Raw genomic sequence first — 20033 nt, 5'->3', positions numbered from 1 at the left:
GGAACATTTTTTATGAAACGTTACTTTCTCATACTATTTTCATTTATGCTGTTCAACTGCACGGACAGTTTAAAGGAAAAAGGCGCGCCGGAATATATCGACCGAATCAAGGAGTGGCGCAATAAACGAATTGAAAATCTGAAAAAAGAAAACGGATGGCTAAACTTAGCGGGACTCTACTGGCTCAAAGAAGGCAAAAACAGTTTCGGCAGCGATCCGTCGAACGATATTGTTTTTCCGCCCGAAGCGCCCGGTTTTATCGGATATTTTGTACTGAGCGACTCCACGGTTACCGTAAAGATAAACGATAACATCGAGGTATATGAAAACGGAATTCCCGTTAAAGAAAAATTAATGCACAGCGATATGGATGACAGCGCTACGGTTTTACAGTCCGGACGATTTAAATGGTTCGTGATAAAACGCGGCAATCTATACGGCATAAGATTGAGAGACCTCGAAAGCCCGTTGCTGAGGGACTTCGAAGGAATAGAAACTTATCCGGTCAACAGCGATTGGAGAATCGAAGCCCGTTTCGAGCCATATAACCCGCCTAAGAAAATCAATATACCGACAATTATAGGCACAACGGAAGAAGAAGTGTCTCCGGGCGCGCTGGTATTCGAAAAAGAGGGAAACGCTTACAGGTTAGACGCTATTGACGCGGGGAATCGACTTTTCATTGTCTTTGCAGACAAAACAAGCGGAATAGAAACTTACGGAGCGGGCAGATTCCTTTACGCCGACAAACCCGATTCTACGGGAACGGTAATAATCGATTTTAATATGGCTTACAATCCGCCCTGCGCGTTTACCCGATACGCTACATGTCCTCTACCGCCGAAGCAAAATTATTTGAATCTGAGAATTACTGCCGGCGAAAAAAACTACGGGGAGCTTCATCATTAAATGAGCAAGAGGAATTCAAAAAATAATTTCATCGAGATGGTTACGCATCAATTGAGAACGCCATTGTCTACGGTTCAGAGTTCGATAGATCTGCTCGAGTTGTACATTCAGAAAGGCAACAAAGCGCGCCAGCTGCAAATATTAAACAAAGTTAGAAAAGGACTGAGTGAATTAAGAAAGATTATAGACCAATCCACTTTGCTCTATAAATCCGAGACGAACAAAGTTGACGTAATTAAAAAGAAAGTTTACTTGCGCCAGTTGATAAACGATATCATCGAGAGCGTCATAACGGATGCGTCCGACAAACATCTAATAAACGTTGTAATTGAAAATAATGCCGAGACGGTTAATACTGACGAATTTATATTAAAAGAAATCTTGCTGAATCTTCTGGCAAATGCGATAAAGTATTCTCCCGAAGGAGGTCAAATAAAAATTGCGGCTTACATGCGAGGCAATAATGTCGTCCTGTCGGTAAAAGACGAAGGGATTGGGATTCCGTCCTCCGAAACCGACAAAATATTCGATCCGTTTTACAGGTGCGAAAACGCCGGCGAGATTGAAGGAGCCGGACTCGGACTTTCGATTGTAAGGCAATTAGCCGGCATTTTAAGAGCCGAAATCGAAATAGACAGCAAAGTTAACAAAGGAACGGAATTCAAGGTGATTTTATTATGAAAAAGGTATTAATTATAGAAGACAACAAAGATCTCGCCGAGAACATCGTATTGCTGTTGAAAGAATTCGGATATGAAACTTTTTGCGCTTATAACGGCTCCGACGGTTTGAAAACTTTATTCAAGGTACAACCCGATATAATTTTATGCGACATAATGCTGCCCGATTTAAGCGGTTATAAAATTTTGTCGAGCATCAAAAAAATCGACGATATAGAACCACCCGTATTTATTTTTCTGACGGCCAAAGGAGAGCGCGTCGACGTTCGCAAAGGCATGGAACTCGGCGCCGACGACTATATTCCCAAACCATTTACGTATACGGAGCTTCTGAACTCGATTAAAGCTCAACTCGACAAAAGAAATAAATTCTTAAAACTGCCCGGCAGAATAATCGACAACGGAGAAGAATCCGGCGAATTGCTTACGATGAAAGATTATATTTTCATAAACGACAGAAAGCATCCCGGTTTTTATAAAGTTCAGGATATTGCCTGCATTATAAGCATGAAAGATTACACCAAAGTATATATCGGCGACGGCAGAACATTTTTAATGCGCAAATCGATGAAAGACTGGGAAGCTCAATTGCCGCAGAATAAATTTGTTAGAATACACCGCCAAACGATAGTCAACATCGATTTTGTAGAATCGCTCAGAAAAAGCAGCAGTAACAGATATACAATTAAATTAAAGGGAGGCGACAAAGAATTCGACGTCAGCCAGCGTTCCGTAAAAAAAATAAAACTATTTTCGGTCTAAAATTATCGTTAGTCGATTTATTTTATCGTTCGTCTACGAACTCTTATTTCCTCCCGATTTTAAGTATATTTTTGTTGTGCACCCTCTGAGAAGTGGAATCGAAAAGAATTAATGGAACAACAACATTTCGATTCCACTTAATTTTAAAGTCAAACAAATCCCAGCCGAAAGCATATAGATGAAAGGGCATAAGCATTGGATTCAATTAATACTAATAAAACCATTTATGACGAATCGGTTTTTCCGCACGACCATATAGATCCCGAAAACCTCTTCAAAATCATTACGGAATTTTCAATCGATTGGATTTACTGGCTGGATCCTCACAATAAGCTAATTTACAGCTCGCCCTCCTGCCGTTACATTACGGGCTATTCCAAAGAGGAATTCTTTTCCGACCAATCGTTATTAATCAAGATAATCGCTCCGGAAGACAAAAGCCGATTTATTTCTCACACGCGCGATGTATTAAGAGGAAAAATTTTCTGTTCAGAAGAATTCAGAATAATTACCAAAAGCGGACAAACAAGATGGATTGCACACAATTGTCAGGCAGTTTACGACGACGACAATAAATACATCGGAAGATATATCAGCAACCGCGATATAACCGACATAAAAAAAGCGCACCAAGACGTTCGCGCAAAAGACAAGCAATTAACCGATATTTATAATGAGGTTAAAGTCGGTTGTTACAGAATGTCGCCCGACGGTAAATTAATTTCGATTAACGAAAGCTTGAGAGAAATTCTGGGTTACAAGTCGGAAGAAGCTATTGACAAACGCAATTTCGAAAGGAATACTTTTCTTAACTATGACGAACGCAGGAAATACAAAGAAGAAGCCGCCGCCAAAGGAACCGTAAAAAACATTGCGACAGCTTGTATTAGCAAAGAAGGCAAGATATTGCATTTTAGAGAAACACTCAGCGCAGTAAAAGACGACAACGGAAATCTTATCTTCTTTGAAGGCAGTTTATACGACATTACGAAACAAAAAGAAGCCGAATTAAGTTTGCTGGAAACAGAAGCGCAAAAAAGGAATTTGGAAAAATTAAAAACCGAATTCCTCGCCACAATTTCTCATGAAATACGCACGCCTATCAACGTTATTTTGAATCTCATTCAAATTCTTAAATCCGATTTAGCCAACGTCTACGTACACAGCGAGATAATCGAAAGCGCGGCGATCATCGAGACCGAAACGTTCAGAATACAACGCACCATCGAGCTGATACTCGAAATGTCGCAACTGGCGGCAAACGATTTCGAAATAAATCCGGAGAAAGTCGATTTACACAAGGTGATCAATGAAGTATACGACAAATATATTAACGCAGCGCGAAGGAAAAACATTGAGCTAACCGTCATCAACCGATCCGACTCGCCGGTAGTATACGCCGACAAATACAGTTGCATTCAAATATTCACGCAATTGATCGACAACGCCATTAAGTACACCTCGCACGGCGATGCGGTTGTATTAATAACGGAGAAATCCGGCAAAGTTATCGTCGAAGTCAAAGACACAGGCGTGGGAATTAAAAAAGAATATATACCTTATTTGTTTTCGACTTTTTCGCAGGAAGACAACAGTTATTCCCGAATGTTCGAGGGCACCGGCCTGGGACTTGCGGTAGTTAAAAAACATTGCGATTTGAACGATGCCTTAATCGAAGTTGAAAGCGAGAAAAACAAAGGCGCCGTTTTTAGAGTCGTTTTCGACAAAGCATAGATATTATCAGAATATAAAAGAATTCAATCCTATAACAAAGTTGTTTCCGTCCGAATGATTTAATTTCCAGGTAAATTCCAGAACAAAAGGGCTCATAAGATGACCGATTCCGAATCCGGCTTCAACGAACGGTTTTGTAAACAATTTTGGTTGAGCTGTTACAATATTTCCGCTCTTTTCAGACAGGTCAATCAACGCCGCATTCATGTGTACCGTAAAAATCAATTTCGAATTTTTCATAAAAGGGATCAAATCGAACAGCTCGTCTTTAAAATCGTGTTCGGTATAGATTGCCAGGCATTTGTCGCCGTAGACTTCGCTCGGCCTGATTGTTCTAAACGAGAATGATTTACCCGCTGAATTGATGTTGCCGGAAAGCGCATGCAACATTTGAACAGGGACAGCTCCGTCGGACGAAAAAGCCTCGGCAACAAACTGAAATTCGGCGGCTCCGAAAGTTCCCACTCCTCCTTTCAAAGTAACTCTGTAGGTATTAAATTCCAGCGAACTCTTGAGCAAATCTTTATTGCTGTGGAATACTTCTCCGCTTAACATTATATAACCGTTTTCGCCGTTTATTCGCCTTCTGACATAACCGTCTTCTATGTATTTTCTGAAATCGAAATCGAGTCCAAGATAAAGTCCGTTTATGTTTCCGTCGTAGATTTGCTTGTTCGCGCTGAATTTTCTATCGCGATAAAAAAAGGAAAAATCGGAATTATTCGTAGCGCTTTTATCCTTGCGAAGTATAATCCCTCCGTTGACGTTCAAAAACGGCAGAATCTCTCCGCCTAGATACAATTCCGTTCCTCTGGAATAATAGTAATCCATAAAATCATACTTATAAAAGAGACTCGAGAATGTAGACGTAAATTTGCTGTATGAAATTGCGTCGCCGAAAAGCTCATATAATTTATCATATAGATTGAGTTTGACAAATCCCGTTCTGTAGACGCCGAATTTATATACCGTCGAAATTCCGGCGTTAGTTTTTTTATCGTTAAAACCGTAAGAAATTTCGAATTCTGAGTTAAGTCTTCTGTTCAAAGCGTTTTCCGACATAACATTAAAACTTATCAGATGCCCCGATACTTTGTTGAAGCTGTATAAAGTCAGAGGGCCGTTTACGCTCAAATTTTTCGATATTTCCAGACGCGGCGACAGCAAAGAAAATTTATCCCAAAAAGTTTTTTCGATGGCGTTCAGACTGTCGATTCTTCTGTACGCCTGCAGTTCCTGGAAAGAGTACGGTATGGTTTGAACGGAAAGCCAATAGGAGGAATCCCTGACGTCGGCTTCCGGCAACACTTTTATTGCGGCATAATCGAATTCGGTATCTAGGCTGTCGTTAATTCGATAATCAAAGAATATTGTATTTACGTCGAAAGCGAATTTAATCGCGCCGAATAAATTCCCGCTTACAGACAAGCGATAATCCGCCGGCATATAAACCTCGCCGTAAGGATAGAATTGCTGCGATACCGAAATGCTGTCGAGAAATCCGCCCGGCAGTCCAGGTTGGTTTACGTGCACGTCAAGTCCAGCCAAAGCAAAGGACTTGTCGGCAATATAGAGCGTTCCGACAAAACCTTTATCGGTCGTATCCCTCGGTTCAAAAATTACTTTGAATATCGCTTTGTCGTCTCTTGTTAGCGTGTCGGTAATCATAAAATAATAATAGTCGAGAGCGTCGTCGGCTACCGGACTTTTGAGCGGGCGATTAAAAAAATCGATCTCCTCGCTGTAGAAGTCTTTCAACAATCTTCCGCCCGTAATAATATTTATATCGGCCGGAGTATTTGCGGTTTGTTTCCTGGCTAAGATAATTTCCTTGAAATTGTCCGGTTTACGAAAATATCCTTTGCTTTCGTTTTCGATTATCCCCGTAATCTTTACATCGTCGGAATCATTGTCCGTACTAATTTCCAGGCTTTTATCCGTCGCTTCGATTTCCTGATTAGTTTTAATCAGTATTTTCGTAAACGCATGATATTCATATTCATTGAGCTTACTGTTTCTGACTTTTTTGTAATCGACAGCCTTAGCCATCAATACTTCGGCGGGATTTTCACCGGGCAAAACCGTTACCTGCTCCAAGACAACCGAAGTTCTGTTTAACTTGAAATTAACGGTTGTATCTTTATTCAATTCAACGAAAGCAGTGTCCGATTTATAACCTATAAACGAAACGATAAAATTGTATTTGCCTTTTTCGAGTTTTAAAAAATAGACCCCTTCTTTATTAGCCGAAGCGCCTTTCATGGCGCCTTCGATTCTTAAATTGGCATACGGCAGCGCATTGCCTTCCTCGTCCGTTATTTTACCGGCGATATTGAATTGTTGGGAATATAAACTCACCGGAATTATCAGCAGAGCCAAAAAAAATAATTTTATCATACCCTCGCGTTTCATATCTTAAATAGTAAAATAGCGTTGTTATTAAAATATACAAAGGTACGAAATTATGAAAGGCAAAGCGGTCATTACCGGGGGCGCCGGATTAATCGGGAAAGCCCTGGCGCATTTTCTAAAAAACGAAGGATATAAAGTAATCGTATTGACCAGGAATATACCGGAAGACAAGATAGAAAATATTGAGTACATAATCTGGAATTACCGCGAGCCGGGCGAATGGATAAAATCGCTAGAAGGTTCGGAAGCGGTAATAAATCTTGCGGGAAAGAATTTAGCTTCGGGCAGGTGGAACTCCGAGACCCGAAAGGCAATACGCGAAAGCCGCGTCAACCTTACGCAAAATTTAGTTGAATATTTCGAGTCGCTTACGGTTAAGCCTTCCTATTTTATATCGGCTTCAGCCGTAGGATATTACGGTAACCCGCCAAATCCCGTCGATGAAAATTCGCCCCGTGGAAACGGTTTTCTGGCGGAATTGACTGCGGAATGGGAAAAATCCGCATTAGCCGCCGAACAATTGGGTGTTCGTACGGCATGTTTGAGATTCGGAGCCGTATTAAGTACGGAAGGAGGCGCTTTGCCCAAAATAATCAAACCGATAAAATATTTTGCAGGCGCCGTGCCAGGTTCAGGCAAACAGTATTTCCCGTGGATACATATTGATGACGCCGTACGAATGATCGATTTTTTAATCCAAAAAAAATCGGAGGGAATTTTTAACGCCGTCAGTCCGCATACAATCAGAATCGAAGACCTGATTAAAACAGCCGGCGAAATTTTGAGGAGACCCGTTATTTTCCGTATTCCGGAATTTTTGATACGAGCATTGTTGGGAGAAGCTTCCGAAATAATATTGAACGGAGCCGCGGTTAAACCCGCAAGAATTATTTCCGAAGGTTATGATTTCGAATACAGCGATATAAGGCAAGCGCTGGAAAACCTGTTAAAATGATTATTCGAACCAGGATACTATTTCGAATCCGCCGGTGCCGGGAAAAGCGGGAGGACTTAGCAACATCAACCGGTCGTCGTATCTGTATCTTTTATTATATCCGCTCCTTATATACGTATTTCCCCACCAATCGGTAGTAAACTGTCCGACGGGACCTCTTGTATACTGAGTAATTCCCCCGTATAATTTTATTGTGCCGCGAGGAGATCCGTGTTGATAATCTTCCACGGTAAAGGAGCCTCTTTCGGAGTAAATTGCCGCTTGTATTACAATGTCGTTGCTGTTCGGCGTATTATTGGCAATTACGACGTCTCTTTTGGCTACCAATCCGATAACGTCATTCGAATTAGGATTAGTTTCCGGATTATCAAAACACACAATATCGTCTTCCAAAAATATTTTCCCTCTGTCGCTTCCGGTGCCGCTGACGCCCACTGTATACTGACCTTTAACCGCGCCGCTTACATGAAGCTCCGCATTTTCGACGTAAATTACTCCGTTCGGAGCGAAAGCAGAAGCGAGTTCATAATTCCATGGAGAGCTTGTGCTGAAACGATACCTGACGCTGTCTCCTCTGAATTCTAGATAAACCTTGTTTTCGCCGCTTATTACTTTTCCGCCTGCAGCTGCGGCGGCTCCCACTCTGGCAACGCCGTCTTCCGGAATATCTTTATGTACTCCCGTTTCGAGTCCGCCGTAAAAATGAGGATTAGCGCGGTTAGAGTAACTCACCACTTTTCCGTCAATAGTCACTTTACCGTAAAACACAGGTTCGTCGGCAACTCGCAATTGTCCGTTTGTGTGGAAAGGACCCCAAACCGTATCTCTTGTGGTCCACCAAATATTCGCCCCTTCAGAATCTGAAAAATATGCATACTTCGAAAAACTGCTCGGTTTTAATAAAATCCTAATTGTCGATGTGACGCCTCTATAATTCGCAACTGCGGTAATTTCTCTTAAATCCTGCGCCGCATCGATTGTAAGCAGAGTAGCGTTAATAGTACCGCCGTCGAAATTGTAATTAAAATTACCGTCGGGCAAATCATTATTAAGGAACACTTTGTTTGCCACAATATTTACGCCTGCGGAAGCTATATGGTGAGCTTTGGTTTCGTAAAAGTAAGCGGCCATATTGTCGACCGTATCGATTGACATCCGGTTGAAATTGCTACCGGCGACCATAAAAACCAAACTGAATCCGAGCACCAACAATATTGCAGCTTTGCCGCCCATTTAACTCCTTTTACCTGTTGCCCAAATTTCTTGCCGCCAATCTTATCTGACGCCAAATGACTCTTTTGTCGAAAGAATAATCATTGCCGTATGCATACGGATTTTCGACTGCTATATCAATCTGGATTGTAGCGATACCCAAAGGCGGAGCAGGCGGAAAACTTGTAATTTCGTTTCCGAGCGCGTCAAAATATGTTAGCTTGAATTTAGTGATTCCGAGGTTGGCGCCTTTGGGCGTTTCGTTGTTTACAACTCTGTAAAGTATAACATCATTCGGATTGGGAGTTTGCGACGTTAATGTATCTCCCGGATTGACATAGTAATAAATTACATCGGGCACTCCGTCTCCGAGGGGATCGGCTGTTGTGACTATATCCGTTAAAAATTTTATGCCATTGGAATCCGCATATAAGATTGCTTTTGTAGGGTCGGGTATTTGTTTCCAATCTTTGCAATACCCGATTTTTCTGAAGTCGTATTCGAGCAGTCTTACCACTTCCGTCAGATTTTGTTGTACAATTTTTTCGCCGCTGAAATTGTAATTATTTTCCACGGCTGCATCGTTCATTCTGAAGAGTATCAACAGAAGCATGCCGCCTACTATTGTTGAACCCAATATGTCTAATAATGTGCTAAATCCCATTGCTTCACCTGAAATACCAGTAACTGAATACAGTCGACATCGATACGGTATCCGCCATGCTGTCGCTGAAAACCCGGACTATTATCCTTTTGTGCCATGTTCTGTTGGAAGAAACCTGTTCGGGATTGTCGGGTTCCACATAATCGACCTGACAGAGTGTTTTGTAAATCAAAAGATTATTCGTTCCTTCCAGTCTGATAGTGTCGGCTTTCGGAATCGTGCGGTAACAATTGAAATCATCGAAATCGTTAAAAGCGGCGGGATTATTGACCGACTCCCCGCTTTCGATGCCGAGATTTGCGGGCAAAGTCAATTGAGAAAGCGAAGTTATATCGGTCGTGTCGCTCTCGTTATCAAACGCCAGTCCGGTAGCTCTTTCTATCACCGACGTAGCCAGCGATATGCCCATAATATGATAACGACTGTCGTACATTACGGTCGTTGTCGTCATCAAACCTCTGTTGACATTTAATATAACTGTGGTCAACAGAAATATAGCTCCGATTGTAATTAGCATTTGCCCGGTATTCATCTAATACCCTTCCGAAAAGCTGATACACGATTTATAAGCTTCAAATTCCGTGCTATTATTTTAATTATCGAAAAGAACCTCAATTTATTTAATTCCTCCCGGCATGTGTAAATTTAACATGTAAAATTTGCACAGGCAACTATTAATAGAGATTTATATCACAAAGTTATTATATTATAAATAAAATATTTTGCGGGTTTCATAATGGATGCCATCTCCATATTGGTATTAATAAATTTAATTGTATCGACGAGCGCAAATTGGGGCGGCGCGCGCAAGGGATTAAAGACTTCGATAACAAAGGCAACCGAACTGCCCGTAACGTATCTGCAAAAGATTCCGCCCAATGTATCCGCATTGGTTTTTGTGTTGATTATCCTATCGTTTTTCGGCGTGGGAATATTGAATGATTATGCCGACGAGAAATATCTCTATATCAGAACGATAGGACTGCTGCTTTATGTCGTTTTCTCATGGCTGCAGATTAAATCTTATAAAACTCTAGGAGACTATTACACGCAGGACATTGCAATTCTGAAGAATCACCAACTGGTCACTAAAGGTCCCTATAAATTTATTCGTCATCCTCAATATCTCAGCCAGATATTGAGCGACCTCGGCGCCGGATTGGCTCTGGGAAGTTTTTTAATTGTGCCGATAGCGCTGTTGCTCGAATTGCCCCTGTTTGTCTTGAGAGCCGGACTGGAAGACAAACTTCTCGAAAAGCGCTTCGGAGAAGAGTATCTCAATTACAAAAAATCGACTCCATTTATGATACCCTTTATCAGGTAATCTTTAATTATGAAATTTATTTATTCCCTTTCATTATTTTTATTGCTCGCATTAACGATTCCGGGTCAGCGGTTATATCAATTGTCGGTGGAGCTGCCGGATACATCGGCGCGTCTTTCATTCGTAACAAAAAAAGGAAACGTTTACGTATCGGCGACCGAATTTGCATCGTTGACGTCGGCAGGAATTTATTATACCGACAAGACACAAAAAATCGAACTTAAGTACGACTATTATAAAATTAAACTTACCGCCAAAAGTCAGTTTATTGTTGTTACGGACAAGAATACCGGAGCGCAAGAAGTTTATCAGCTGCCCGTCTCCACGCTTTTGATAAAGGACGATCTCTTCTTTCCGTTGTCGTATACGACCGACTATCTCGAGAGGGCTTCGGGCTACGGCATTACGTTCATTCCATCGCGCAGACATTTAATTTTATCGAAAGGACATGCGCCCCGGAACAACCTTCCCGCAGCGAATAATCTCTACGACGTTCAAAGTCTAACTATAGAAGAAAAAGCAAACGGCACTTTGATAAGACTTAAAATTTCGGATCGCGTTATCACTCCGAGATTTTCGATTAAAGACAATAAACTCTTCCTCTTTTTCTCTTCCGAAAAAATCAGTCCCGAATTAGTCGACCGTTTCATCCCGAAAGGATTTATCAAGTCGATAAAACTGGTAAATATCACTCCCAGAAGCAAACAGCTGGAATTCGGACTAACCGGCGATTATTCGGGCGCCGAAATAATACGAGACGCTTCAAACGGCGAACTGATTGTTACAGTTCACAGCAAAATGTTCACCGCTGAAAAGAATCCGCCTTTGGAAAAATGGATATTCGATACGATCGTAATCGACGCCGGTCACGGCGGTAAAGATCCCGGCGCCATCGGTATTTCCGGCGTAAAAGAGAAAGACATCAATCTTAAAATTGCATTGGAACTCGGGAAACTGATTGAGAAATCATTGCCCGGCGTAAATGTCGTTTATACGCGTAAAGACGATCGCTTTGTGGAACTCTACAAAAGGGGAAAGATTGCGAACGAAGCCAACGGTAAATTATTCATATCGATACATTGTAATTCGATGCCCAAGAAAAAAAGCTCGCAACGCGGTTTCGAAGTTTATCTTTTGAGACCGGGCAAAACTCAAGACGCAATAGCAATCGCAGAATTCGAAAACAGCGTAATCGCTTACGAGGATAACCCGGACAGGTATAAAGAGCTGACTGACGAAAATTTTATTCTCGTAAGCATGGCTCATTCGCAGTACATGCGTTATTCCGAGAAATTTGCCGAAATTTTGAACGATGAATGGAAAAGAAAAGTTAAAATTCCCGCTAAAGGAGTCAAACAAGCGGGTTTCTACGTACTTGTAGGCGCCTCGATGCCTTCCGTTCTGATTGAAACGGGTTACCTTTCTAACCGAAACGACGAAGCTTATTTGAAAAGCAGGCAAGGACAAATAGAAATTGCGGAATCGATCCTGAATGCGGTAATTAAATACAAAGAATATTATCATAAAGAAATAATATCGAATTAATTTGTTTTATAATCGGTGTAATAATAACTTTACATTCAAAATTCACGAAAGGAATATAAAATGACTAATGCACAGAAATGGCTTACTGCTTTTCTGGGAATTTTCCTGGCGCTCTTCATTCTGGGCAGAATCACTCAAAAAGAAGAAACTTTCTCGCTGCCGGAAACCTACGCTGAAAAAACGATGCAATCGAACCAGGAATTGGATGCAATGTCGTTAATACGACAAACCGGCTGCGTCTCCTGCCACGGACAAAACCTCGAAGGCACAAAGATAGCCCCTGCTTTGACAAACATTAAAGATCATTGGACAAGAGACGGGTTGATAAATTATTTGCGGAATCCGTCTTCCTACAGCGGCGACGAGCGATTTAAAGAGTATAAAATAAAATATAAAAATATAGTTATGCCCGCCTACAATAACATGGACGTAAAAGACCTCGGCAAAATAGCTGACTTTTTGCTGGAAAAATAGAATTCGGATGGAGAAGGAAGGAATATTAAAAGAGGCCGTCGATATATGACAGCCTCTTTTAAATAAGAAATTATGCTTTATCGTTGCTGCCCAGCACGTTCACGATTTTATGTTTGTAGAGTTGTTTCAAAGCTTCGCGAGCCGGACCGAGATATTTACGCGGGTCGAATTCTTCCGGATGCTCATTGAGATACTTTCTGATTGCCGCGGTCATTGCCAGTCGTCCGTCCGAATCGATATTGATTTTGCAGACAGCCGAGCGCGCCGCTCTTCTGAGCTGGTCTTCCGGAATACCGACGGCGTCTTTCAGGCGTCCGCCGTTGCTATTAATAATTTTTACCAATTCCGGCGGCACCGAAGAAGCGCCGTGAAGAACTATCGGAAATCCGGGAATTCTTTTCTCGATTTCTTCGAGGATGTCGAATCTTAACGGAGGAGGAATTAGAATTCCGTCTTCGTTTCGGGTGCATTGCTCGGGTTTGAATTTATTTGCTCCGTGCGAAGTTCCGATTGAAATTGCAAGCGAGTCGACGCCGGTCTTTTTGACAAAATCTTCAACCTCTTCCGGTTTTGTATAATGCGTTACGTCGCTTTGAACGTCGTCTTCGATACCGGCCAAAACGCCGAGTTCGCCTTCGACCGTAACGTCGTATTTATGGGCATATTCAACAACCTGTGCGGTCAACTCCACGTTCTTTTCATAAGGATGGTGCGAACCGTCGATCATTACCGACGAAAAACCCATTTCGATACACGATTTGCAGAGTTCAAAAGTATCGCCGTGATCGAGATGCAGAACGATCGGGATCTTATATCCCAATTCCTCCGCGTATTCCACCGCGCCTTTTGCCAGATTTTTCAGCAAAGTTTGATTGGCGTATTTACGCGCTCCGCTCGAGACCTGAAGAATAACGGGCGATTTGGTTTCCACGCATGCGCTTACTATTGCCTGCAATTGTTCGAGATTATTAAAATTGAAGGCGGGAATTGCATAACCGCCATCGACGGCTTTTTTGAAAAGTTCCCTGGAATTTACCAGACCCAATTCCTTGTAGGATATCATAACGTCACCATTTTATATTAGTTTGTAAATATTAACTTAGCAATTATATAAAAATCTAAGTACTAAATAAAGAATCGGCTAAAAATTTACGACGACCCCGATCCCGAAGGTCAATACGTCGGTTCTGGAACGACGCACATTATAGCGAACTTGCGTCATCGAAACAATTTCGATGTCTTCTTCCGTAAGATATTCGGCTTCGGTGCCGTAGAGATACCTGAACTTAACGTCAAGAAATAGCGAATTAATTCCCGGCAAATTTTCGGTCAGCAAAAACTGAGTTCCAAATCCGCCGCCGTAACTCCAATTGAAATCGTCATAATTCGTATCTTCCGCAAACGGTTCGTCGGAATGCCGGCTCTTGACCTCGGAAGTGGTGAACAGGTAAGAGCCTCCAAACAAGCCTTCAAGATAAGGTCTAAATGCTCCTTCGAAAGGCGACAGGTAAAACAGAAAATGAGCATTAGCCATATTGTTCATTCTGTTTACATCCAGATAAACTTCAGGAAATCCGGGAAACGGTCTCGTTTCGGAGACCTCGCCATAGACCATGTAACTGAAACTGAGTCCGAAAGTATACGGCATTTCACGCGTAGTTTCCCACAATTGTCCCTGAAACTGGATTCCGTAACCGGCGCGGTTTACGTTATCTTTAAATTCACCCTGAGGAAAACCCAGCATAAGAGAACCGCCAAGGCTTTGTCCGTAAGCGCATGTCGCCGCCAATACAATTAAAACAAATATTTTCTTTACCATTATCGCCCCTGTTGAATAAATTTGCCGCTCAATATACGCATTTAGAAGACAACATTCTTTTTATAAGCGCGATTGAGCAGGTTATGAAAATCTTCGTAATTAATTTGAACGGTTCCGAACATTTTAAGATGTTCGTTCTCGTATTGAACGTCGAGCAATACGAATCCCCTTTCATTCAGCCTTTCGATCAACTTTACAAGAGCGCATTTCGAAGCTTGTGAAACGGCGGAAAACATCGACTCGCCGAAGAAAGCGCCTTTGTAAGCAACGCCGTAAAGTCCTCCGACCAATTTATTGCTCTGCCACACTTCGACCGAATGAAGGAATCCCGATTGATACAGTCCTTCGTAAGCTTCGATCAATCTTTCTGAAATCCATGTGGAAGGACGCTTGGCGCATTGACGAACAACTTCCATTACCGCCGTATCGAAACGATATTGGAAATCGGCAGTCTCCATAAACTTTCTGAGCGAACGGGGCACGTTATAATTATCGAGCGGAATGATGGTTCTGATTTCGGGCAAATACCAATTAATTTCGCCCGTAGGCTCCGCCATCGGGAAAGCGCCCCTGGCATAAAGCCGGATCATGTTATTGGGAAGTAAGAGGTCGTCGTACGGTTGTTTGTTTTCAGTCATCTACATCGACTTCGAATTTAATAATATCGTATCCTTTTTTAGATTCAAAGCCCGCAAAAAGCGCCCCTGTAAGAACGAGAATCATACCCAATAAAAATGCAATCACAATCGGAAAATTCAGATAGTCGATCGAAAGCAGGTAACCGAACCCGAGCAGCAACGACGTCAAAACAAAAAGCGCCACGGCCGCCACATAACTGAGCGCGGAATTTCTTATCAGACGCACTCGATAAACAAGGAGCTCAATTTGTCTGGCTATGCTTTCCAAGCGCAAATTCTCCGTTGTCGATAGGGGTTTGTCGCCCACTTTAACAAATAATCTTCTTTTTTCTTCATTGAGAAGCCTGATGCGGTTGACGACAAGCGAATAGCGGTTGTTAATTCCCAGCAGCAGCAATCCGCAGGCGCTTATCATCACGGCAGGCGCCAGCATAAGCTGAATCAGGTTTTGCGCGTTTATATCGAATAAAAATTTATTTTGCATATATATAATTGTGAAGCACTTCGATCGTTTCTTTTTGCACTGTAAGATCGAACTCTAGCAAATCTCTCATAGCCAGGATTCCCGCCAACTTCCCGTTCTCGATAATCAGTAAGTGCCGTGTGCCTTTGTCTTTCATTTTTTTTAGACATTCCTGATGCGACTCGTTTATATCAGCCAGAACAAGTTCTCTGGTCATGACATCGTCGATTTTAGTCGAATTGATATTTAGCCCTTTTGCAATCACTCTTTTAACGAGGTCCCTTTCCGAAAACACGCCTACGAGTTTACCTTCGTCGTCCAAAACGGGCACAAGTCCGATATTATGCTCCGCCATAAAACTGACGGCGTCGGCAACCGATGTTCCGGTTTTAACCGTATAGATGTTTCTATTTTGAAGCAATTCTTTGATTGTCTTCATAACCCCTCCTATTAAGCCTTAATGTCCTATTTAAACTACGCAATGAAACCCTTTATATGCAAGCGAAAAAATAAATTTATGCCGAAGAAAGGGCTTCCAGTTCTTCGATTGTTTTGGGAATTTTTTTGCCGAGAACGCGCGAGCCGTTCTTTGTTACGAGCACGTCGTCTTCGATTCTGACGCCTCCGAAGTCTTTATATTTATCGACTTTATCATAATTAATAAATTCCCTGAACTTCTTTTCCGCTTTCCATTTATCGATCAACTGAGGTATGAAATAGATACCGGGCTCAACGGTAATTACAATTCCAGGCGCAAGGGCTTTGGCGTACCTGAGAGATTTAAGACCGAACTGAGAGCTTCTTTTGATCTTATCGTCGTAACCGAAATTGCCTTCCCCGAAATTTTCAAGGTCGTGAACATCCAGACCGAGCAGATGCCCCAAACCGTGCGGGAAAAAGAGCGCATGAGCGCCGTTTCTTACCGCTTCTTTAACATCTCCTTTCATCAATCCTGTGGATTTGAGACCTTCGGCAATGACCGAGGCGGCTTTCAGATGCACCTGTCTGTAACTCCTGCCCGGTTTGATAAATTTAATGGCTTCGAGTTGAGCCGAAAGCACAATATTGTAGATTTCCTTTTGTCTTTCGGAAAATTTACCGCCGACGGGAAAAGTTCTGGTTATATCGCTGGCATAATGCTCCATACTTTCGGCGCCGCTGTCGTGCACCACAAGGTCGCCCTTTCTCAGAACGTTATTGTGCGAGTGATTATGGAGAGTCTCGCCATGCTTCGACAGAATAACGGGAAAAGACAATCCTCTTCCCATCGAATAAGCAAGCCCTTCCACGTAACCCGCAATTTCTTTTTCGATAACGCCGGGTTTAGCCATCTTAATTGCGCTCGTATGCATTTCGTATGAAATCTCAAGAGCTTTTTCGATTTGCTCGACCTCTTCTTTCGATTTAACGGCGCGTTGATCGGCAACCGCATGTATGAGAACTTGCGAAGCATATTCATTAATGCGCAGAGCGTCGATCCCAAGCAATATTTGGAGCTTGAGCATATTTTCGTGCCGGTATTGAGGAATGAAATGTATCTTCCTGCCTTTTTTAATATTATCAATCAAATACGGTTGTAAATTCGAAAGCTGCGCGGAGTTTTCGATACCCGATAGCCGGGCTTTTTGTTTGACGGATTTCTGCGGTCCCATCCATACAATATCGTCGATATCAAAATCGTTGCCGAAAAGAATTTCTTTATTTTCGTCGATGTCGATTACGCCGGCAAAATTCGGCTCGTCGATTCCGAAATAATAAAGGAACGTGCTGTCCTGTCTGAAACGATACGTATTGTCGGTGTAATTCATCGGAGATTCGCCGTTTCCGAGAAATAATATTATCCCTTCTTTAATCTTCTTTTTAAGCGAGTTTCTTCTTTTGATATAAATTTCTTTTTCGAACATTGGTTCACCTTTTTGTTTTCTATTCGGACTTTAAGATAACCGACATTTTTTTGATAACAAACTAAAAAAATAGAATAAGTTTTTCTATTTTCAGAGCCATAAAATAATAGAAATTGAAAAATGAAAAAAAGCGGATTACGATATGCATTGAGCGCGGTTTTTTTATGGTCTACGGTTGCCACTGCGTTCAAACTAACTCTCGAAGGAATGAATTATACACAACTTTTATTTTATTCGTCGTTAACAAGCACATTGATATTCGCGTCACTGATTTTCATAAGAAGAAAGAGTATCGGCGAAACGCTCTTTTCAAAAAAATATATCAAGAACAACATAGCGCTGGGATTTCTCAACCCATTTCTTTATTACCTTGTTTTATTCAAAGCGTATTCTCTCTTGCCGGCTCAGGAAGCGCAACCTCTTAATTATACATGGCCTATAATTATTTCAATCTTTGCGGTAATTTTTCTGAAGAACAAAATAAATTTCAGAATAATACTCGGATTGATCATGGCATTTACGGGAGTCATAGTAATTGCCACGCGCGGAAATATTTTATCGCTCCATTTTCATAATCTTTTCGGAGTAAGTCTCGCATTGGGCAGTTCTTTGTTGTGGGGATTGTTCTGGACTTTCAATCTGCTCGACAGCCGCAAAGAAGACGAGAAATTATTAGGCTCCTTTTTCTTCGGCACAATTTATACGTTCATTTATCTCGCCGCGTTCGGATCGTTTGCGATTTCCTCGTACAAGTATTTACTCGGAGCGGTTTATATCGGATTTTTCGAAATGGGAATAACTTTTATATTGTGGCTGAATGCGCTCCGTCTCAGCGACAACAAAGCCCGCACGGCGACTCTTGCATATCTTTCGCCGTTTATTTCTCTTCTGTTTATCTGGTTAATATTGGGCGAGAAGCTTTTGATGTCGTCAATTGCGGGACTAATTCTGATAGTAAGCGGAATAATAATACAAAGGTTGAACGATTCTATCCGTAGCTGATTCCTTTAAGAGAGAAAGTCTGTCCGATCTCGTAGAGCGCTAATTCAACCGGATATTTGGGCGCGGATTTTTGCAGCCATTCGATCGGCTCGTCGACCGGCTCGCTTCCCTGTCTGAATGTTTTCGTATGTATCGGAACAAAATATTTAGCATTCATTCGCGCGGCCATTAGCAAAGCTTCTTCCGGATTGCAATGGCTTCTTCGCCACGGATTATAAGCTCCTATCGGCATGATTGCAATGTCCACATTTTCATTTTTCAGCGCATCGAATTTATCGGTCATTGCTGTATCCCCGCCGAAGACTATTTTTTTGTTCTTGTATTCAATCAAGTAAGCGTTGTAGCTTCTTCCGTCTTTGAAAAAACCCCGCGAACGGTCTTTTTCCCACGGGAAACGCCATCCGAAATGTTTTACTTCTAAAGCTCTGAAATTAATACCGTCCAGATTCAGTTCGTCTCCCCAATCCATAATATTGAGAGATTTCCACGGTAAATCTTCAATAACGTCGCCCGTTAAATACGACGTAATTACGTCTATCTTGCCCGGATATTTTTTCGCAAAAAACTTAAGAGTCGGATAATCCATGTGATCCATATGGGCGTGCGAAATAAGGATGATGTCGGGACGCGGCATTTCATTTCTGTGGAGCGCAGGCGGAGAAATTCTCGAAGGTCCGTAACTCGTGCCGAAAAGATATACGCCCACTCGCTCGAATAAAACCGGATCGGTTAAAATCCATTTTCCCATAAAATTTATTAAAACCGTAGAATGTCCTACCCACGACAATGTAATATCGCTGTTATCCCAGTTAGCGGGTTCCGGTTTGTATTTTAACTCGAGACGGGTTCCGGCTTTCGTATCCTTGCCGCCGTACAAAAACGAAAAAACCGTTCCCGCGGCAATCAAAGAAAGTTTATTTAAAAAATTTCTTCTGTTTACAGACATAGAACTCTAATTGTATTACGCATATCTGAAATAACAACGTTGCTCCGGAAATAATTCACTAAATCATGTAATGATTTTGTTCGACAGTTCATTGGTATCGTCTGCTTTAATCGGAAAATTTTCGGAAAGCGTTTTGCCCACGAGTTCGATTCCCTTTAGAATGCCGTCGGAATATTTTCCGTTCATGAATTCGGATTGCATTTTGTCTCTTATTTCGTCCCATGTAGATTGACTGACTTTCGAATTAATTCCTTCGTCGGCAAAAATATAGAACATTCTTCTGGGTAAAAGTAGATAAATCAGAATTCCTGTCCTGTCCCTCGTATTTTGCATGTTGAGTCTTTTGAATTCGTCTTCCGCCAACTGTCGTATGTCCTTAAGCGAATCGAAAAACTGCAGTTCGCCTTTGATAGCCAGACGGATTTCGCCTGATGTCGATTTTTCGGCTTCTTCAATCGCCCTTGAAAAGCGGAGGAAATCGTCGTCCGTAAAGTAATGATATATCAGTTTTCTTTTCATATTCGCCCGATGTTTACGACAAAGATAAATGTTACAACCATTAAAATAAACCCGTAATTCCAAAAATTATT

Annotated in this window: 21 protein-coding genes; 9 read left to right on the top strand and 12 right to left on the bottom strand. The window is 41.8% G+C overall.

Going from position 1 to position 20033, the window contains the following annotated elements; translation table 11 throughout:
• Positions 1 to 12 precede the first annotated feature (12 nt).
• The 4 genes from ACOYVE_RS03015 (at position 13) to ACOYVE_RS03000 (ending at position 4085) form a co-directional block, all read left to right on the top strand.
• Entirely contained in the window at positions 13 to 909 is an 897-nt protein-coding gene (locus ACOYVE_RS03015; RefSeq protein WP_422880733.1) for a DUF1684 domain-containing protein, read from the top strand.
• Positions 910 to 1590, top strand: coding sequence for a sensor histidine kinase (locus ACOYVE_RS03010; RefSeq protein ID WP_014855344.1), 681 nt, complete (start codon positions 910 to 912; stop codon positions 1588 to 1590).
• Entirely contained in the window at positions 1587 to 2351 is a 765-nt protein-coding gene (locus ACOYVE_RS03005) for a LytR/AlgR family response regulator transcription factor (RefSeq protein ID WP_014855345.1), read from the top strand. The genes ACOYVE_RS03010 and ACOYVE_RS03005 overlap by 4 nt, the downstream gene beginning before the upstream one ends.
• A 195-nt stretch (positions 2352 to 2546) precedes the next feature.
• Positions 2547 to 4085, top strand: coding sequence for a sensor histidine kinase (locus ACOYVE_RS03000; protein ID WP_014855346.1), 1539 nt, complete (start codon positions 2547 to 2549; stop codon positions 4083 to 4085).
• Between the two features lie 6 nt (positions 4086 to 4091).
• On the opposite strand, the gene ACOYVE_RS02995 is transcribed toward ACOYVE_RS03000, so the two are convergent.
• Positions 4092 to 6482: a DUF5686 and carboxypeptidase-like regulatory domain-containing protein gene (locus ACOYVE_RS02995; protein ID WP_041355805.1), complete on the bottom strand. Its 2391-nt coding sequence runs from the start codon at positions 6480 to 6482 to the stop codon at positions 4092 to 4094.
• A gap of 67 nt (positions 6483 to 6549) precedes the next feature.
• On the opposite strand from ACOYVE_RS02995, the gene ACOYVE_RS02990 reads away from it, so the two are divergent.
• Positions 6550 to 7452, top strand: coding sequence for a TIGR01777 family oxidoreductase (locus tag ACOYVE_RS02990; RefSeq protein WP_014855348.1), 903 nt, complete (start codon positions 6550 to 6552; stop codon positions 7450 to 7452).
• On the opposite strand, the gene ACOYVE_RS02985 is transcribed toward ACOYVE_RS02990, so the two are convergent.
• The 3 genes from ACOYVE_RS02985 to ACOYVE_RS02975 are packed head-to-tail and all read right to left on the bottom strand — an operon-like array spanning position 7453 to position 9860.
• The gene (locus tag ACOYVE_RS02985) at positions 7453 to 8685 is read right to left on the bottom strand and encodes a DUF4900 domain-containing protein (protein WP_014855349.1); all 1233 of its coding nucleotides are present in this window, start codon (positions 8683 to 8685) and stop codon (positions 7453 to 7455) included. It abuts the gene before it with no gap.
• Positions 8686 to 8695: 10 nt separating this feature from the next.
• Positions 8696 to 9328 (bottom strand): hypothetical protein, encoded by a 633-nt coding sequence (locus ACOYVE_RS02980; protein ID WP_014855350.1) that lies wholly within the window; start codon positions 9326 to 9328, stop codon positions 8696 to 8698.
• Between the two features lie 4 nt (positions 9329 to 9332).
• A complete protein-coding gene (locus ACOYVE_RS02975) occupies positions 9333 to 9860 on the bottom strand; it encodes a hypothetical protein (protein ID WP_014855351.1) in 528 nt (175 codons plus the stop codon).
• Positions 9861 to 10064: 204 nt separating this feature from the next.
• Here ACOYVE_RS02975 and ACOYVE_RS02970 point away from each other — a divergent pair, with 204 nt between their 5' ends.
• The 3 genes from ACOYVE_RS02970 to ACOYVE_RS02960 are packed head-to-tail and all read left to right on the top strand — an operon-like array spanning position 10065 to position 12671.
• Positions 10065 to 10652: a methyltransferase family protein gene (locus ACOYVE_RS02970; protein WP_014855352.1), complete on the top strand. Its 588-nt coding sequence runs from the start codon at positions 10065 to 10067 to the stop codon at positions 10650 to 10652.
• A 9-nt stretch (positions 10653 to 10661) separates the two neighbouring features.
• Positions 10662 to 12197, top strand: coding sequence for an N-acetylmuramoyl-L-alanine amidase (locus ACOYVE_RS02965; RefSeq protein WP_014855353.1), 1536 nt, complete (start codon positions 10662 to 10664; stop codon positions 12195 to 12197).
• 60 nt (positions 12198 to 12257) lie between these two features.
• Positions 12258 to 12671 carry a c-type cytochrome gene (locus tag ACOYVE_RS02960; protein ID WP_014855354.1) on the top strand — a complete coding sequence of 138 codons (414 nt, stop codon included), beginning with the start codon at positions 12258 to 12260 and terminating at the stop codon, positions 12669 to 12671.
• A 70-nt stretch (positions 12672 to 12741) separates the two neighbouring features.
• On the opposite strand, the gene ACOYVE_RS02955 is transcribed toward ACOYVE_RS02960, so the two are convergent.
• The 6 genes from ACOYVE_RS02955 to ACOYVE_RS02930 all read right to left on the bottom strand — a co-directional run bounded on the left by ACOYVE_RS02955 (position 12742) and on the right by ACOYVE_RS02930 (position 17495).
• Positions 12742 to 13734, bottom strand: a complete 993-nt coding sequence (locus ACOYVE_RS02955; protein WP_422880730.1) for a class II fructose-bisphosphate aldolase — start codon at positions 13732 to 13734, stop codon at positions 12742 to 12744.
• Positions 13735 to 13812: 78 nt separating this feature from the next.
• Positions 13813 to 14490 (bottom strand): hypothetical protein, encoded by a 678-nt coding sequence (locus ACOYVE_RS02950; RefSeq protein WP_422880728.1) that lies wholly within the window; start codon positions 14488 to 14490, stop codon positions 13813 to 13815.
• A 41-nt stretch (positions 14491 to 14531) separates the two neighbouring features.
• A complete protein-coding gene (aat, locus tag ACOYVE_RS02945) occupies positions 14532 to 15128 on the bottom strand; it encodes a leucyl/phenylalanyl-tRNA--protein transferase (protein ID WP_422880727.1) in 597 nt (198 codons plus the stop codon).
• A complete protein-coding gene (locus ACOYVE_RS02940) occupies positions 15121 to 15612 on the bottom strand; it encodes a DUF2721 domain-containing protein (RefSeq protein WP_422880726.1) in 492 nt (163 codons plus the stop codon). The genes aat and ACOYVE_RS02940 overlap by 8 nt, the downstream gene beginning before the upstream one ends.
• Positions 15602 to 16030, bottom strand: coding sequence for a CBS domain-containing protein (locus ACOYVE_RS02935; RefSeq protein ID WP_014855359.1), 429 nt, complete (start codon positions 16028 to 16030; stop codon positions 15602 to 15604). The genes ACOYVE_RS02940 and ACOYVE_RS02935 overlap by 11 nt, the downstream gene beginning before the upstream one ends.
• A 76-nt stretch (positions 16031 to 16106) precedes the next feature.
• The gene (locus tag ACOYVE_RS02930) at positions 16107 to 17495 is read right to left on the bottom strand and encodes an aminopeptidase P family protein (RefSeq protein WP_422880725.1); all 1389 of its coding nucleotides are present in this window, start codon (positions 17493 to 17495) and stop codon (positions 16107 to 16109) included.
• Positions 17496 to 17615: 120 nt separating this feature from the next.
• On the opposite strand from ACOYVE_RS02930, the gene ACOYVE_RS02925 reads away from it, so the two are divergent.
• Entirely contained in the window at positions 17616 to 18497 is an 882-nt protein-coding gene (locus ACOYVE_RS02925) for a DMT family transporter (RefSeq protein ID WP_422880724.1), read from the top strand.
• Here the strand turns inward: ACOYVE_RS02925 and ACOYVE_RS02920 are convergent.
• Together ACOYVE_RS02920 and ACOYVE_RS02915 are read right to left on the bottom strand one after the other, a co-directional pair.
• Positions 18484 to 19443, bottom strand: a complete 960-nt coding sequence (locus ACOYVE_RS02920) for an MBL fold metallo-hydrolase (protein WP_422880723.1) — start codon at positions 19441 to 19443, stop codon at positions 18484 to 18486. The two genes, ACOYVE_RS02925 and ACOYVE_RS02920, sit on opposite strands and share 14 nt — an antisense overlap.
• Before the next feature lie 63 nt (positions 19444 to 19506).
• Complete coding sequence (locus ACOYVE_RS02915; RefSeq protein ID WP_014855363.1) at positions 19507 to 19962, bottom strand: TPM domain-containing protein; 456 nt, start codon at positions 19960 to 19962, stop codon at positions 19507 to 19509.
• Positions 19963 to 20033 lie beyond the last annotated feature (71 nt).

Source organism: Melioribacter sp. (genome assembly GCF_049325435.1).
GTDB classification, from domain to species: domain Bacteria; phylum Bacteroidota; class Ignavibacteria; order Ignavibacteriales; family Melioribacteraceae; genus Melioribacter; species Melioribacter roseus.
Note: the sequence above shows the minus strand (reverse complement) of the source record. Positions and strands in the feature narration are given on the sequence as shown.

What these genes read in the sequence shown, in the direction of transcription:
- ACOYVE_RS03015 (WP_422880733.1), top strand. Translation starts at nt 13, where the DNA reads ATGAAACGTTACTTTCTCATACTATTTTCATTTATGCTGTTCAACTGC.
- ACOYVE_RS03010 (WP_014855344.1), top strand. Translation starts at nt 910, where the DNA reads ATGAGCAAGAGGAATTCAAAAAATAATTTCATCGAGATGGTTACGCAT.
- ACOYVE_RS03005 (WP_014855345.1), top strand. Translation starts at nt 1,587, where the DNA reads ATGAAAAAGGTATTAATTATAGAAGACAACAAAGATCTCGCCGAGAAC.
- ACOYVE_RS02995 (WP_041355805.1), bottom strand. Translation starts at nt 6,482, where the DNA reads ATGATAAAATTATTTTTTTTGGCTCTGCTGATAATTCCGGTGAGTTTA.
- ACOYVE_RS02990 (WP_014855348.1), top strand. Translation starts at nt 6,550, where the DNA reads ATGAAAGGCAAAGCGGTCATTACCGGGGGCGCCGGATTAATCGGGAAA.
- ACOYVE_RS02985 (WP_014855349.1), bottom strand. Translation starts at nt 8,685, where the DNA reads ATGGGCGGCAAAGCTGCAATATTGTTGGTGCTCGGATTCAGTTTGGTT.
- ACOYVE_RS02980 (WP_014855350.1), bottom strand. Translation starts at nt 9,328, where the DNA reads ATGGGATTTAGCACATTATTAGACATATTGGGTTCAACAATAGTAGGC.
- ACOYVE_RS02975 (WP_014855351.1), bottom strand. Translation starts at nt 9,860, where the DNA reads ATGAATACCGGGCAAATGCTAATTACAATCGGAGCTATATTTCTGTTG.
- ACOYVE_RS02970 (WP_014855352.1), top strand. Translation starts at nt 10,065, where the DNA reads ATGGATGCCATCTCCATATTGGTATTAATAAATTTAATTGTATCGACG.
- ACOYVE_RS02965 (WP_014855353.1), top strand. Translation starts at nt 10,662, where the DNA reads ATGAAATTTATTTATTCCCTTTCATTATTTTTATTGCTCGCATTAACG.
- ACOYVE_RS02960 (WP_014855354.1), top strand. Translation starts at nt 12,258, where the DNA reads ATGACTAATGCACAGAAATGGCTTACTGCTTTTCTGGGAATTTTCCTG.
- ACOYVE_RS02955 (WP_422880730.1), bottom strand. Translation starts at nt 13,734, where the DNA reads ATGATATCCTACAAGGAATTGGGTCTGGTAAATTCCAGGGAACTTTTC.
- ACOYVE_RS02950 (WP_422880728.1), bottom strand. Translation starts at nt 14,490, where the DNA reads ATGGTAAAGAAAATATTTGTTTTAATTGTATTGGCGGCGACATGCGCT.
- aat (WP_422880727.1), bottom strand. Translation starts at nt 15,128, where the DNA reads ATGACTGAAAACAAACAACCGTACGACGACCTCTTACTTCCCAATAAC.
- ACOYVE_RS02940 (WP_422880726.1), bottom strand. Translation starts at nt 15,612, where the DNA reads ATGCAAAATAAATTTTTATTCGATATAAACGCGCAAAACCTGATTCAG.
- ACOYVE_RS02935 (WP_014855359.1), bottom strand. Translation starts at nt 16,030, where the DNA reads ATGAAGACAATCAAAGAATTGCTTCAAAATAGAAACATCTATACGGTT.
- ACOYVE_RS02930 (WP_422880725.1), bottom strand. Translation starts at nt 17,495, where the DNA reads ATGTTCGAAAAAGAAATTTATATCAAAAGAAGAAACTCGCTTAAAAAG.
- ACOYVE_RS02925 (WP_422880724.1), top strand. Translation starts at nt 17,616, where the DNA reads ATGAAAAAAAGCGGATTACGATATGCATTGAGCGCGGTTTTTTTATGG.
- ACOYVE_RS02920 (WP_422880723.1), bottom strand. Translation starts at nt 19,443, where the DNA reads ATGTCTGTAAACAGAAGAAATTTTTTAAATAAACTTTCTTTGATTGCC.
- ACOYVE_RS02915 (WP_014855363.1), bottom strand. Translation starts at nt 19,962, where the DNA reads ATGAAAAGAAAACTGATATATCATTACTTTACGGACGACGATTTCCTC.